Annotated in this window: 12 protein-coding genes; 10 read left to right on the forward strand and 2 right to left on the reverse strand. The window is 56.1% G+C overall.

Translation table 11 applies throughout. The annotated features are described in order from the left end of the window. The first annotated feature begins 17 nt into the window (after positions 1-17). The 4 genes from CQ12_RS47895 to CQ12_RS01880 are packed head-to-tail and all read left to right on the forward strand — an operon-like array spanning position 18 to position 4,052. Positions 18-278 (forward strand): helix-turn-helix transcriptional regulator, encoded by a 261-nt coding sequence (locus CQ12_RS47895; protein ID WP_083519080.1) that lies wholly within the window; start codon positions 18-20, stop codon positions 276-278. Beyond that, positions 275-1,297, forward strand: a complete 1,023-nt coding sequence (locus CQ12_RS01870) for a hypothetical protein (protein ID WP_057833670.1) — start codon at positions 275-277, stop codon at positions 1,295-1,297. Before CQ12_RS47895 ends, CQ12_RS01870 begins: the two co-directional genes overlap by 4 nt. After that, a complete protein-coding gene (dcm, locus tag CQ12_RS41650) occupies positions 1,294-3,369 on the forward strand; it encodes a DNA (cytosine-5-)-methyltransferase (protein ID WP_057833671.1) in 2,076 nt (691 codons plus the stop codon). Before CQ12_RS01870 ends, dcm begins: the two co-directional genes overlap by 4 nt. Continuing rightward, positions 3,366-4,052 carry a methyltransferase domain-containing protein gene (locus CQ12_RS01880; RefSeq protein ID WP_057833672.1) on the forward strand — a complete coding sequence of 229 codons (687 nt, stop codon included), beginning with the start codon at positions 3,366-3,368 and terminating at the stop codon, positions 4,050-4,052. Before dcm ends, CQ12_RS01880 begins: the two co-directional genes overlap by 4 nt. Positions 4,053-6,208: 2,156 nt before the next feature. On the opposite strand, the gene CQ12_RS01890 is transcribed toward CQ12_RS01880, so the two are convergent. Further along, positions 6,209-6,676, reverse strand: a complete 468-nt coding sequence (locus CQ12_RS01890) for a MerR family transcriptional regulator (protein ID WP_057833674.1) — start codon at positions 6,674-6,676, stop codon at positions 6,209-6,211. A gap of 103 nt (positions 6,677-6,779) precedes the next feature. Between CQ12_RS01890 and CQ12_RS45865 the strand changes: the two genes are divergently transcribed. Both CQ12_RS45865 and CQ12_RS01905 read left to right on the forward strand, forming a co-directional pair. Continuing rightward, a complete protein-coding gene (locus CQ12_RS45865) occupies positions 6,780-7,502 on the forward strand; it encodes a hypothetical protein (RefSeq protein ID WP_245309686.1) in 723 nt (240 codons plus the stop codon). A gap of 62 nt (positions 7,503-7,564) precedes the next feature. Further along, a complete protein-coding gene (locus CQ12_RS01905) occupies positions 7,565-7,888 on the forward strand; it encodes a YnfA family protein (RefSeq protein ID WP_057833675.1) in 324 nt (107 codons plus the stop codon). A gap of 77 nt (positions 7,889-7,965) precedes the next feature. On the opposite strand, the gene CQ12_RS01910 is transcribed toward CQ12_RS01905, so the two are convergent. Beyond that, positions 7,966-8,550 (reverse strand): tyrosine-type recombinase/integrase, encoded by a 585-nt coding sequence (locus CQ12_RS01910; RefSeq protein ID WP_057833682.1) that lies wholly within the window; start codon positions 8,548-8,550, stop codon positions 7,966-7,968. Between the two features lie 349 nt (positions 8,551-8,899). Here CQ12_RS01910 and CQ12_RS01915 point away from each other — a divergent pair, with 349 nt between their 5' ends. The 4 genes from CQ12_RS01915 to CQ12_RS01930 form a co-directional block, all read left to right on the forward strand. Further along, complete coding sequence (locus CQ12_RS01915; protein ID WP_057833676.1) at positions 8,900-10,411, forward strand: PDDEXK family nuclease; 1,512 nt, start codon at positions 8,900-8,902, stop codon at positions 10,409-10,411. A 158-nt stretch (positions 10,412-10,569) separates the two neighbouring features. Then, a complete protein-coding gene (locus CQ12_RS01920; RefSeq protein ID WP_057833677.1) occupies positions 10,570-11,574 on the forward strand; it encodes an SIR2 family protein in 1,005 nt (334 codons plus the stop codon). Next, the gene (locus CQ12_RS01925) at positions 11,564-14,389 is read left to right on the forward strand and encodes a hypothetical protein (protein ID WP_057833678.1); all 2,826 of its coding nucleotides are present in this window, start codon (positions 11,564-11,566) and stop codon (positions 14,387-14,389) included. The genes CQ12_RS01920 and CQ12_RS01925 overlap by 11 nt, the downstream gene beginning before the upstream one ends. A gap of 149 nt (positions 14,390-14,538) precedes the next feature. Next, positions 14,539-14,863, forward strand: a 325-nt coding sequence (locus CQ12_RS01930; protein WP_057833679.1) for a DUF6641 family protein, incomplete at its 3' end; no start/stop codon positions are given.

Here is a 14,863-nt window from a genome sequence, read left to right on the forward strand (position 1 = left end):
TGACGTCGGAGGACTACATGAGCACTTCGCTGACCAAAATCAAAGAAGACGCAGCGCCTACATCCAAGCTGCGCCGACTGATTTCTATCATCGGTCCGAACGGCCCGATACCGGTTTCCCGCTCCACTTGGTGGGCAGGAGTTAAGTCCGGTCGTTTTCCAGCGCCATTGTCCCTCGGGGGCCGCCTGACCGTCTGGCGAGACGAAGACATTCGTAAGCTGATCGAGGAGGGGATTCCGAGAGCCGGTTTGGCCACCAAGAGTGGGGACCGGTCATGATCTTCGCGAACAACGATGCCGCGGGGCAACCCCAGCGCACTGATGACGCTTTAGTGCAGGGCGGCACGGCTATGGAATCACACTCGTACGTTACTGAGTCGGATGCAGTTGATGCCGCCGATCGGGTTGCTGATCATTGGGTCAACGCTGCGAAGTCCCTCGTTCAGGCTTGCGCGCTCCTTGTCCGGGGGCTGAATTTCTTTGCCAAAGACCCCGAGAAGCTCGATGTCTTCCTGGCGCGCTTAGTCGCCAAACGAGTGTTCTCTGAAAATGATGTACTCGCGCGCCTAAAGGCCAATGGCAAGCTCGCGATGCTGGGAAAGATCGGTCGCAATGCCGAGACCCTCTTGCAACCGTCCGTTTTGTGCCTGTTGCCTGCGCATTACTCGATCATTTACCAGATCTGCCTCTTGGTCGAAGAGGTCGGCTGCGAGCGAGCAAAGGCCGAGCTGGCTGCATATTCCGATATAGCGCGCGAAGACGTGCTCAAGATGCGCGCCGCGTTAAAGGCGCCCGATACAACACCGGAACCTGTCGCGCCAGTAACGGTTGATGGTTTCGCGGCTCAGCTCTTCGCGGTCCGCTTTACGACGCAAAGCGTGCGGTCGTTCGCGAGCGACTATGCGAGCATCGACACGCTGGATCAATGTCTCCGCCGGCCTCAACCGGCTGACAACGCGGGGCTGGTGGCGATTGTCCCTATACTGGCGCTTGGCACCTTCGAACGCGAGTTCATGCCGCTCCTGGGTTTTGACGGGCCCGACCACCTGTTTTTCGGCACCGCCCCGAACCAACCAGAAATCACCGATCTTGACGTCATCGTTGTCGCCAAACGCGGTGGTTTCCGACCTGAGCTTTTGACTGCCTTTCCGTCAGATGCAGGCAGCGTCCTCAAGCTGGCCGAGTTCTTTTTTCCTGGCTGCGACGTCAAGTGTCAGCTGTTCGCTGACGCACGAGCCAGCGGCTGGTCGACGCTCATCGGCGACGAAAACTGGATCGAAAAGCCGAGCGTCCGATGATTGAAAATCTGCGCAATATTCTCCGGGCCGAGGTTCTGGCGCGAAGCTCTGCCAGCCACGTCGGCCTTATGCTGTCTGGAGGTGCCGACAGCTTCGTGGTCGGTTTCGTCTGCGAGGAGGTCGGCAAGAAGGTTGTTGCCTATACATACGAACTGGACGGGGTTCCCTCTTCTGAGCGTCCAGCCGCAGAAGCGATAGCCCGCCACATGGACTGGCCGCTTCGGGTCGTCCAAGTGCCAACCGCCGGTTTGAGGTCGGCTTTTCTGCGGTTGGCGATCGAACACGGCTGCTCAAAGAAGACCCAGTTCGAGGTCACGTATCCGATTGCGCACTTGATACCGGCCATCTTGGAGACCGATATCTTTACCGGTTGGAATTTTGACGATCACTACGGCAACACCCGAGAAGATATCCTGGAAATCTCCAGGCTTAAGCGGGCGGGCTACTCCGACGCCGAACTCAAGGCCCACTTCGACGCCTCTCGTGCTGCAAAGTATGCCAGGTCCGATTCAATGAATTCTCCCGATACGTTCTGGTTCGCCAACCGAATTGCATCGGCGCTTGGTAAGCGCCTGATCGATCCCTCCACGGCAAAATCGGTCCGCAAGTTCTTCCGTCGGTTTTCCCATGACGAGTTGTCGTCTATCGAAAAACCCTTCATCCGGGAGATTTTCGCCGACGCTTTTGCTCGCCTTCCTTCGGGACTGATCGCCAAGGGCGTCAAGCTTCAGAAGGGCGGCGGAGTCCATAAGCTGTTTAGGACTCTAATCGACGATCCAGCGATCAATCGGTTCGAAAAGGCATACACGACGGTGAGCGCACTCTGCGAGCGTTGGGCCGCGGAAGTGCGCGAGAATCCAGATCAGTATCTGGAAGAACTGACCACGGTGCCGCCACTGCGGAAAGCCACCGTCATCGAAGCGCGAGGCACTAACGTTCGTCGCCCATCAATGGCCGACGTACGCAAGGCATCGCTGCGCAACTGTTTTACGGTGATTTCCCTGTTCGCGGGTGGCGGCGGGTCTTCGATGGGATATCGGTTGGCGGGCGGCAACATCAGGGCAATCAATGAATTCGTCGCGGAAGCCGCTCGCAATTATTCGAAGAACTTCCCGGAAACGGTTGTCGATACCCGGGACATCCGAGACATCATTCGCTATCCCGCGGACATCCTCGCCTTCCTGGCGTTGGTTGGCCTGGGCGCGGGCGAGCTGGACATACTGGACGGATCGCCACCCTGTTCCGAATTCAGTACCGCCGGAAACGGACCGACCGAGCCCGGCATGCTGAAGGCGTACTCGGATCGGGCGCAAAAGGATATCTCGCTGCTTCCTTTTGAGTTCGCCAGATTCGCGCTGATCGCTCGGCCCAAAGTCATCGTGATGGAAAACGTCCCTGCTCTCGCCTCGCGCGGAAAGGCAATTTTCGAAAGCTTGCTCGGGATGTTGAGTACAGAGTACGTGGTAACCTCGCGAGTGCTGTCCGCGAACGACTACGGCGTGCCGCAGAAGCGCCGTCGATTGTTCGTCCTTGGCATCAGGAAGGACGTCGCCGAAGTTGTCGGGGTCACGAGCGAGTTCGGAGCGTCGCTGCTTTTTCCGAATCCGACGCATACCGGCGTGACGATTCGAGACGCCTTCGCTGGGCTTGAGCAGTCGGCCGAAGACGTTCGCCCTTGGCTGACCTCCGCACAAATAACCACGATCGCGACAGCAGCCGCAAGGCTACCAAAGAATCCGCCTCGTCTGTTGCGTCCCAATCACATCGGTCAATCGGTCACACGCAACTATACGCTCACTAGGTGTTCCTTCGACCTCCCCGCACCGACGCTGACAGTCACGGGGCAACAGCCGAGTGGGCTAGCCGGCGCTATTCACCCTGAATACGACCGCAAGTTCACGATACCCGAACTCAAACGTCTAACCGGCCTGCCCGACGCTTTCGTGCTCACGGGCACACTTGGCCAAGCGGCCGAACGAATTTGCCGCATGGTGCCGCCATTTATCACCGAGGCGATCGCCGAAAGCATCTACCGGAAAATCCTACTTCCCTACGCAAAGGCCAAGAAATGACCAAGCCCATTAGAGATTTCTCGTTTGGAGAACACGCCGTGACGTTTGATCGGCACATCAAAGATTCGATCCCGGGCTATGCCAATCTGGTTAGTCGGATTCTGCGGGACTCGCGGCGATTCGTTCAACCCCATACGACCGTGTATGACCTCGGCTGCTCTTCGGGCCGGACGTTGGCGAAAATCAGCCGCGTGAACAGTTCCTCGCGGAACGGCGTGAGGTACATCGGGATCGATTGCGAACCGGGCTTTGAGCCGCTGTGGCGCAAACGTCGAGCGTCGGGCCTGCGGTTCGAAACCGGGGATGCGCGCGTATTGCCGCTGGAGAACGCTTCTCTAATCATAGGCCAGTTCATCGTGCAGTTCATTCCGCCGATGGACAAACGAGCTTTGCTGCGCCGCATCCATGATAGTCTGGTTGAAGGGGGCGCGTTCATGATCGCGGAGAAAACTTTGGCCGAGACACCAAGGCTGCAAGACGCTGTGACTTTTTCCTACTATGATTACAAATTGGAGCGCGGCTTTACGGCCGAGCAGATCCTCGTCAAGGAACGCCAGCTGCGCGGACAGATGACCTGCATGAGTGAGGCCGAACTGCGAGGGGCCCTTAGGGAAGCGGGATTTACCGAGATGGAAAGGATTTGGGGTGAAGCACCATTCGCCGCATTTCTGGCGCTAAAATAAGGGCCCGCGGTTGACAATAGCCTCATTCCAAAGAGGCTTCCCGTAGGAAATTGTCCGCCATGCGTACGATTTTTACTCGGTAAAACCCTCAATTTCCCTGCTGGTTTGTGGCATCGCCAGATTGAGTCATCGGTACAAGCAAGCAGTGTTAGCTTTCAGATTCCAACGAAAAACTCTTGGTCGCCAGCGTTCTCCTTGAGGGGGATCCTAAATCGGCTACCCCCACCCCGCGATGCAGATCGATTCAAATCTGACGTAAGCGGCCTTCCCCGGCTGCCTTATTGCGAACGTCGTAAGCATCCACTGCGCAATCGTCGACTCATCCTAGATCTACGCAATATTCTGACGATCGACGGCATAAGGCGGCGCAACAGTCGCTATTCTACAACCGGCGACAGAGATCCTCTCGCCAACGCTGACGAGAAGCAAGAACCAGCAACGAAAAGCTGATGCGTTTTCGCGTGCGTCTCGAATAGCGGCTCTATCGAACGTCGATAGGGTGTTGATTGGTCATGAGGAGAAATCAAATGAAATTTGCCGCTGTTGATGGAATGCGTCGCGAGGCGCAGCGTGGGTTGCTGGGCGGATGTCCAGATTGTGGAGCTATCGTAATCGCAAAGTGCGGCCATGTCAGAGTACCGCATTGAGCCCATCAAGGAATTCGTACCTGCGATCCTTGGTGGGAACCCGAGACGGAATGGCATCGCACTTGGAAAAACTGCTTCCCCGAGGATTGGCAGGAAATCAGTCATACCTCGATAACTGGTGAAATCCATCGCGCCGACGTAAAAACCGAGAAGGGCTTAGTGCTGGAATTTCAGCACTCCATTCTGAATCAGGACGAGCGGGAGTCACGAGAACGATTTTATCCGAAGAATGGTCTGGGTCATCCACCGTCTAAGACGTGAGCGCAGGATAAGGCGCGATTCTTTGCGACGCTTCGCGGACCGCTAGGCGTCTACTCCAAACTTCCTATGTATTCCAGTCTACGAAGCGAGAGTGCCCTCTTGCGCGACTGGGGCGCTAGCCGCGTACCGGTTTACTTCGATTTTGGTTGTGACGAGGCGGACGATACTCCGCAACTCAACAAGAGCGCACTCTGGCGACTCAACCCGGATGCTAGTGGTGGACGAGCCTCGGCGTACCTTTCTCCCGTAGCGAGAGCGGAGTTTCTGAGCGCTCACCTTGATGGATTGGATTTCGAAGAGATGTTCAAGCAGGTGATAGAGCGCGATTTGAGTTACTACGCTCGACTCCAAGTCGCCAGGCCCCGGATACACGGTCCATATGATCGGCGTCCCCGTTTTTAGCACTGCTGCAAATCGAGCGTTTGATCTACGATATTGGTGAGAGGCTATGATTGTATCACCTCTCCCCCTCACTTCGTTCGGGTGAGCGCCCTTCGGCGTAGTTGGGATTTTGTCTGAACGGGATGCCTCGTGTGCGGAAGCAATCATCAACAAGATACGTGCGGCTGCGGCTGAAGACATCACTTTGCTATCCAGCAAAATGATCCGTGCGTATTACGGCTTTCGGTATCACCGGATCAGAAGAACCACTATCGTGGTCGGGACCGGCAGTGCGGTGAGTCCCTGTTTACCTTCTGCTTGTCTACGCAGGGTCTCGGCAAGACCGATCCGACGATCATGCCACCCTTGACGGTTTAAAGCTTTTCCATCTCTCGCCAGGCTTAGTTTAGCGACCGTGCCTGCTTTGGTCGTTCATTGTCCAAGAAATTCCATCCATGTCACAATGACCGGATGCTCCGACCAGTGTCTCAGCCCACCGGGATTTCCACGCGTACTCACCTGTTCGGAAGGGCGTGGGGCGCTGTCATGGGTGCGCCGATACTGAGATGTAGAATATTTAGGGTAGTTTCCGGCACAACTCGGATGGGCGCCAAGCTTTTATTTCGACGCGTCGAATCCTCATCGGACATGCCAAGAGTGTCTTTTAGGAGCCGACGCAAACTCTTGGTCGCGGGCGTTCTCCTTGAGGGGGTCCCTAAATCGGCTACCCCCGGGCCTCGTTCGGTGCCGACGGCCCATTATTAAGATTTTCACGGCCAATCATATTGATGTCTGCTCACTGCGTACGAGACGTCGGCCGAGCATTCGCCTGACTTCCGCAAATGACCTTCCGGACTTTGGCTGCAGCTACGAACAAGTCCCGCAAGGCGAGCGGCGTCCTTTTGAAGTGCTGGGCACCTCTACACGCCTCTTCGAGAGGTCATCAAGGATCACGCATTCGGGTCCCGGGCCGCCCGCACATGATGCGTCGCAGCTCGCGACGAAGGCTGCGATACTGCGCTCCAATGCCTTGAGTTCTGCCAGCTTAGCCCGCACCGCGATCAAGTGCTCCTGTGCAAGGTCGCGGGCATGAACGCAGGACTGTGTGGGGTCCTGCATCAACTCCACCAGTGAACGCACCTGCTCGATCGAGAAGCCAAACTCGCGGCAGCGGCGGATAAAGGTCAGCCGTTTCACGTCGGCATCGCTATAGACGCGCTGACCACCGGCCTGACGGTCGGCCGACCGCAACAATCCAATTTCCTCATAATAACGGATCGTAGGGGCGTTGGTGCCGGTTCGTTTCGCGAGCGCGCCGATCTTCAGGCCGTCCATCGTATTGATTTCTCTGCAAATCTTTTCGCTTGAACCTCTAGTTACTTGAGGAGGTACGGTTAGTGCAAGCTTGGTTCTAATCACCTTCTGGAGAGATTCTTCCATGTCGATCGCTGAGGCCACCCCTATCGCCTGCACACTAGCGCCTGGAGCGTACGAAGACCGCCTCGCCTGGATCGCCGCCTTGAACAAAGACGCGCTCCGCAGTCACGAGCGCCACGATCTCGTGTTGGAATTGCACTACGCGATCGAAGCGCGCGCTCGGGTGCATGAGATGGTTCGCAATGAGCAAAGCTGCTGCGCTTTCCTTACGTTCGAGTTGCAAGAATCGCGTAATGACATCTGCCTTACCATCACCGCGCCCGAAGCAGCATGGGAAGCCGCGGACGCCCTATTTGAACAATTTGTGGCTAAAGCGCCCATAGTCTCTTCTTCATGCTCGTGCGACACGTCGACCTCGGCGGCGAAGATGCCTGCGGAGGAGCTGCCCGGGTCGAAGGCTGCTAGCGTCACGGCGGTGACGCTTTCAACCGGCGCGGTAGCTTGCGGGGTATGCTGCGTCTTGCCCTTTGCACTGCCGGCAACCGTGCTCGCCAGCACCGGAACTTTGTTGGCGTGGTTCGTCAGCATGCATCTGTGGGTGACCGTGCTTGCCTTTCTCTCCGTCGCCGGCGCATGGGGGTGGATTGCTTGGCAATCGCGCCACACGCGGCGTAGACCGGCCGCGTCAACGCTCGTGATGATGGCGGGATCAACAGTGCTATTGACGGTCGCAGTGTTGTGGCCGCTGATTGAGAAATCCCTCATCAGCGTGCTGCGGGCGTGACCGCGCATCAATTTAATCCGCTGCCTTGAGCGGCAGCGAATGCTGTGACACTGTCCTCTCCCATGAAAACTGTTGTCGTCTATGTTGGCGTGGCGATCGCCGAAATCGCCGGTTGCTTTGCGTTCTGGGGGTGGTTGCGTCTTGGCAAGCCGATGTGGTGGCTGCTTCCAGGCCTGTTTTCTCTCATCGTGTTTGCTTACCTGTTGACATTCGTCGAGACCGAGGCGGCGGGCCGCGCCTATGCCACCTACGGCGGCATCTACATTGTCGCGTCACTTTTTTGGCTCTGGATAATCGAGAGCGTGCGTCCGGATCGCTGGGACATTGCCGGCGCTTCAGTGTGCCTAATTGGCGCGGCCATCATTCTTTGGGGTCCGCGTGGGTAATAAATGTCGCCTAGTGGCCCTTCTCAGACATCTGGGTAAACTGAGCGTATGTCCGCTTTCGCAGCAAGGGCAGACAACTAGACCAGCTCCACGACTTTCAGCTGCGCCTCCGGATTTGGCTCGATGTATCGTTGCGTGGTCCTGAGGTTCGAATGCCCAGCAAGCATCTGGACATCACGGAGGGATCCGCCAACGGTGGAGATTTTTCTAGCGCTATTGGTGATGAAGGTCCGGCGTCCGCTGTGACTGGAGCATCCGTCGAAGCCGATGTCGTGATACCATCGCCAGAATAGGTTCACGATGGCCTGAGCCGACATGCTGTCGGAGCGCTCGCTTTCGATCAGAAAACGGTTGCTCACGATTACGGTCGTCTTGGAATATTCGCCGAGAGCTGTCCGAAGCTCATCGCTCATCGGTATCACGCGACCCGACCGGCCTTTGCTGGCCACGTTCTCCAGATAAATGGCTTGGCCGATCTCGCCCCTGGCATCCGTGACCATCCTCCAGGTCAGGCTGGCTATCTCCTTGGCCCTTAGTCCGGCCTTTGCTGAGAGCAGGAAGATAACCTGGTTTCGGGTCGGCCATCTGGTCTTGGCCAAGTAACCCAGGACAGCCTCGACTTGGCCCTTCGTTAACGTCTTGGCTTGCTTCCCCAATCCCATGTCGTCCTCCAAACCGATTATTTATCGGCATCAGGACGCTGGAATGTAATCAGTCAGGAGTGGTCGTACATGCCGACTGGAAAATAGTGGTTGGAAGTCCAATGGCTTGGACGGACTGATTATAGAAGAGTAATTCCATCATCAGTGTTGAGTGAAAGCAGATGCAGACGAACATTGTCGATTGATAGCGAAATGGCGCACTTCGACGAATTGCCCTCATGATGCTGTTACCGTGCGTTTTGGAAATCGTGGATCGGTGCTGCCGGGCCACCACCAAAGGGGTTTCGCAAGGCATTGGCCAGCGTTCTTGACGCCTTCCGCTGGGCTAGGAAGCTCGGTAAGGTAGGCCATGCCGAAAATCACACGCACGATTGGTCCGTTTCATTTCGAGGACTTGGACCCCAAACGCTTCGAGGATCTGATCCGCGCACTTGCGAATGATTTTAAGGACTGGCAATCGATTGAGGCAACGGGACGAAGTGGTTCTGATGACGGTATTGATGTTCGCGGTTATGAGCGGATAGCAAAACCGGCTGAGTCAGATATTCTCGATGAAGACGAGGAGAGCGATCCAGCCCTGCATCCGATGCAGGGAAACACGTGGATATTTCAATGCAAGCGCGAGAAGGAAATTGGACCTAAGCGAGTAAGTGCAATCCTCGCCGAAGTTGACGAGAACGATCCGCCATACGGATTTATCCTAGCGGCGCCAGCCAATTTTTCGAAAGCGTCGTACGATACTTTTCGGTTCGATCTCGTAAAAAAAGGAGTGATGGAGTTCTACCTTTGGGGAAGGGCGGAGCTTGAAGGAATGCTCCTGCTGCCGAAGAATGACCGGGTACTTTTTACCTTCTTCGGCATCTCTCTCGTCTCCCGACGCCGCTCGCGGTCAACAGAGATTAGAGGAAAAGTTGTCAATAAGAACAAGCTGCTGCGAATCATGGGCGAAGGCAAGGGGCATTGGCCGGTGCTCTTGCGCGACACGAATGACGAACACTATCCGTTTGAGGAGCAATATCCAGATTTCAATAAGAATCCTCGCTGGAAACGGTTCGAGGCGAGGCGCATCCATCCGCAAGGGCTCATCGTGAGGCATCAGCACTGGTACGCCTACCTGGATGTCGACAAAAAGGAGTTCGACTTCACCGTGAAGGTGTCCTTGATTCAGCCTCATCATGTTGACGATGACGACTGGACGGCTCGTCAGAAGGAGGGGGAGCTCCGTGACGCGATAGAAGATTTCTGGGATCATCTCCCCAATCGCAACAAGGCTGAATATTGCAAAAATTCTCTTGTAAGATTTGAGGACATGCTTGTGATCGACGAGAAGGGGATCACCCCGGACCGATGTCCACATATCTTCGTCGACTTTCAAAATCACAAGGGGCCGTTTTCCGGCTCACACGATTTTCTCGAAGTACGCCACGGCTACAGCGAGCCGGAACGGATTTCGCTAAAAGAGTTTAAGCGTATCAAAGTTTTTCCAGAAGAATTTTCGACGCCGACAATTGGGACAGTTCATGTTGACGGCGTAGTTCAACTAGATTCCGATACTCATCGTCTCCTTGTCAACGGAAACGAGGGCATCAGGGAGATTTGCGTCATGGATGGAAGATATACATTTCTCAAAGAGCGCGACGTTTTCATGCTCAAAAGCGCGCGCGACAATTCTCTCAAGTATTTCCAGGTCACGCATGTGAAAAGCACGACCGTAGGCGAACATTTTGCAGGTGCCGATCGGGAATTTCGCAAAGAACAACTGGAGCGACGGCTTGATAAGGAGCTAGTCGACTCTGACGTGATTAACGTGTTTGAGTTCAAGCAGACTTACGATTGGCGAATCGAGCGGTACAAGGGGTAGAATGACGGAAATGCCGCATTTGAACCGCGCGGACGCTGGAAGATGTCGCGTCAGCAGGCAGTGCCTAGCAATTTAAGCGAGTCAGCTAGTTAGAAGCAGGGGCGCCTCCAGCGAAACCGGCACATGAACTATGAACCAGTAACGCGGACGTCAAATTCATGAGCGACGGAATTCCGCTCATTCCTGTTATCCCGCAGGCCTTGCGCGAAGCGGCGCATCGCGGAACGCTGATTCCGTTCGTTGGCGCAGGAGCGTCAAGGCTTGCCGGATGCCCGACCTGGGCGCAGTTAGCCGATGGCGCCTTGATGGCTTGCATCACGGCCAACAAATTCAATCATGGGCAAATGGAGCAGATTAGACACCTCTCTCCGCGCATGAAGCTGTCAATTGCGCGCGCTATTGAATCAGAGCATGCGCTGACGATTGATTACGAGAAGCTGATCAATCCCTTCGATGGATATCAAAACAATGCAGTCGGACACCGCGTCTACCGCAGCCTTGGCAAGCTTAGCAAAACATTCGTCACGACCAATTACGACGCTTGGCTAGACACTGAAATACTTGACCCTCCTTTATCAGTGAGCACCGATAGCCCGGTTCAAGACACTGTTGCCACGCCCCGTGTGCGACGCCGGATTGCGAATGTCGAGGACTTCACCCCGGCTAACCTCAACCAGGAGAATTGCGTTTTCCACATCCACGGCTCCTTGGTCGATCCCGCCGGCATGGTCATGACCACGCGAGACTATATCCGACGGTACGCAAACGATCGAGGTAGCGACGACCCGACCCGCGAAAACCGAACGCTGACGTTCCTTGAGGTACTATTTCAGCATAAGACCGTCCTTTTTGTCGGTTATGGGTTGGAAGATCTGGAAATCCTCGAGTACGTGATTCAGAAGGCTCGGCAGCAGTTTCCGTCGGAACGGCCGCAAGCCCGGCACTTCATGCTGCAGGGCTATTTCGCTCACGAGTATGAATTAATGCGGAGCCTTACGCAGTACTATGCGCAATGCGATATCGAATTGATCCCGTTTCGGCGTGATCAGCGCGATTGGGGGCAGCTAACGGAAGTGCTTGAGGCGTTTGCAGAGGCGATGCCGGCCAGAGCTCCGCTGGAGCTACAAGTGCAAATGGAGATGGAGAGCTACCTTGAGCCCTAGCCTACCATCGAAACTGGAATCGTTCTTCGACACGATGCGACGCGGGGACGAGTTCGCGCGGCACGGATTCGAGCTTCTATCCAAGCGTTCAGAACCGGAACAGTTTTTCGACGCGCTGAAAGCGGGGGGCTTTTTCGATCCCGCGAGCAATTTGGGACCGGTTCAGTCCGCAAATCCTGAATTCGTCCACATTCCGGTCTGGGCTCCGCTCACCTATCTGCAGGTGGTGACCAACCGCGCCAGGGAGTTGAAAGATGACACACTGGCCGAGAAAATTTTGAACGTCATTCGCGCTGTCACGAATTACAGGGACAGCGACACGGGTGACCCACGCGACAACTTCCGGACCTACCACAAGTTTGCCGAGTTCTTCGGATTGCTGCCGGTACGCTGCATCACGGAAGAAGATGTAGGTCTCGTCGCCGTTTGGCTCTCTTCCAAATTCGATCGATCGCTCGTCCCGCACGAGCTCACCAAGGGCTTTCTCAAGCATCTCTTTGAGAACGGTTCGGCGGCAAGCATAGCCAAAGCGTGCGCCGTGATCGGCGCGTGCCTTGTCCTTGAACAGAACCCCAAGCGGCAACGGCGGTCAGAAGACCTTGGTACCGTTGTCGAAGATCATTGGCTCAAGGAAATGCTTGATGCCTACGCGCGCGAGCTTGGCCGCAAGGCGGGCGTCAATGGTGCAAGGCTATTCGAGGATGGCTTAAGACGGGTCTATTCCCCCGACCGGCGCAGCTATGGGAGTTCGCTATGGCGGCCCGCGATCGAAAGTAATCCGCAAAACCGCGATTTCTACGGGCCGGAGAATCGCTTCGTCGAAGGATTGCGCGATGTTTTGGAAGGATGGGTCGAGACAGCGCCAGCGCAGGCCGGAGTGTTTATTGCGGAAGCTCTGAAGGACGAGTCCGAGATCATCCGGAGGATTGCGCTTCATACGGTGAGTGAGCACTACGACGTGCTTCATGAGGCCTTCGAACCACACCTTACGCCCGCGCTTTTTTCAACAGGTCATCGCCATGAGCTCTATCGCTTGCTGACGATGCGTTTTGCTGAAATGTCACCACACGCGAAGGCTGGCGTAATAGCCGCTATCCGAAACCTTCCTATTCCTTCGCGCGGCGAGGATCGGGAACGTCGATTGCAATTCACGCAACGGGAGTGGCTCTCAGCCATCAAGGATCAGCCTGAGGCGGCACAGTGGTTCGCAGAACTATCCGCCAAGCCGGAGCTTGGGCCAGTAACTGAACATCCTGAATTTCTCGCCTACCATGAGACGCGCTGGGGCCCGGGGCCGGCTCCGTATGAAGCCGACTCGCTGGTCGCCTTCGCCGAGGATGGAACACTGATCGAACGATTGAACGGTTTCAACCCCAGTAACTCGTGGCGCGGTCCAACACTCGGCGGCCTCGTGGCGGCATTGGAAGGCGCCGTCGCTGCAAAGCCAAACACGTTCTTGCCGCTGCTATCGGAATTCCACGGAGCAAAGGTCCCGTTCCAACATGCTCTCATCCAGGGCTTCAAGAAGCTCTTCGATCCCTCGAATGAGAAGAAACCTGAATTCGACTGGAAGGCCGCGTGGCCGAAGCTACTCGCGTTCTTCTGCGAGACCGTTTCCCAAGACAGTTTTTGGGAAAAAGTTGAGGAAGACGAGCGCGCTTATGGGACCCCTACCCGTGAGTGGATGCGTGGACTTATCGCAAGTTTCCTCGAAGCGGCAACGCGCGACGACAAGACTGCCTATCCGGCCGACCTGTTGCCCAAGGGGTGGGAGATCATCAAGACGATGCTCCAGCATGCGGAAGCGGGCAAACTCGATCTCGCCGATCCCATGACCTACTCGCTGAATACAGATAAGGGCCATGTCATCGGCGCCATGTATAACCACGCGCTTCGAGCCTGCCGCGTTGCCGACAAAGCGAAGCAGCCGCGGGAAGAGGTGTGGCAAGCGCTCAAGGAGATGTTCGACGCTGAGCTGGATAAATGCCGGGACGACAATTTCGAGTTCTCGACCTTGTCGGCATCCTACATTTCCAATCTTCACTATTTGAGCCTTGACTGGCTCAAGGCCAATGTAGCTCGCCTGTTTCCAGCGAAGGAGTATCCCAACAATTTCAAGGTTGCGGTGGGCGGCCTTGCTTATGCTCAGGTGAGCCGGCCGATCTACCTCCTCCTGGCTCACCACAACGTCTTCTCGGACGCCCTGTCGACAAAGCTTGAGGACAGGAACGGCCGTGAGCGGGTCATTGAATGGGTGGGACTGGCATACCTTTGGGGCGACGAGACGCTGGCTTCCCCGATCGTGAAAGCCATCTTTTCCTCAGGAGTCGACGATGTCGAGACGCTGGTAGAGTTGTTCTGGCAAGTCAGACGCGACAAGCTAACGGAGCAGCAACTCGAAAGCGTCCTGAGGTTCTGGGAACACTGCCTGAAGTGGTGGGAACAACGTGGCGATAAATCGGAGCATTTTATGGCTCGCCTCAGTCGCCTGAGCCCGTATGTGAGGAAGCTCGACCAGCGCACCATGTCGCTGCTGATGCCGGTGATGCCGTTTGCACACATCGATCACAGCACAGATCAGATGGTGGGAGAGCTTGCAAGGATGGTCGATAGTGAGCCGGCGGGGGTCGCGGCCTTGCTGGAGACAATGCTCAATGCCAATGCACCAACCTATGATCTCGATGACAAGCTAAAGAATTTGATCGAGCGGTTCGCGGAGCTTGGGTTGCGAGCAGAAGCTATTCGATGCACAGAAAAACTCCAACGTTCATTGCCTGGGATGCTCGATCTGTACAGAAAGCTGGTGACTGGGTAGGCAAGCCAGCAGATTGCCGAGGGGCGGCATATGGAAGTTCACGGGATACCTGCTCCGGACTGCAAGCATGCAGAGTTGGCAACATGGCATGTACAGGGTCATGCCCTTGAATAGGATCAGCGAGGTTATCCAACAACGGAGAACCTCAAATGCCAGTCCTCAAGTCACTCTCGTTCACCGCTCTCCCCAAGACCACAAACGATCCCGTCCAGCAGCGCCGGACCAAATTCATCACGAAGTTGGAGGAGCAGAAGCTACTCTTGAACGACCCCAACCATGTCCGCACCGTCCAGCGATGGACTAAGGTAAACGGGGAGCGGCACACCACGACCAAGCAGCAGGCGGTCCGGCCCTGGTGGAAGACAGACCCGTCGGGTCAGGTGGTCATGTCGATCAAGTTCGGGGCCAAGCCCATTGAGTTCGAAAAGGGCAAGGCCGGCATCGTCGTCCCGTCCAAGGACAAGCTTCCGACCG

The sequence above is a fragment of the Bradyrhizobium jicamae genome, assembly GCF_001440395.1.
Classification (GTDB): domain Bacteria; phylum Pseudomonadota; class Alphaproteobacteria; order Rhizobiales; family Xanthobacteraceae; genus Bradyrhizobium; species Bradyrhizobium jicamae.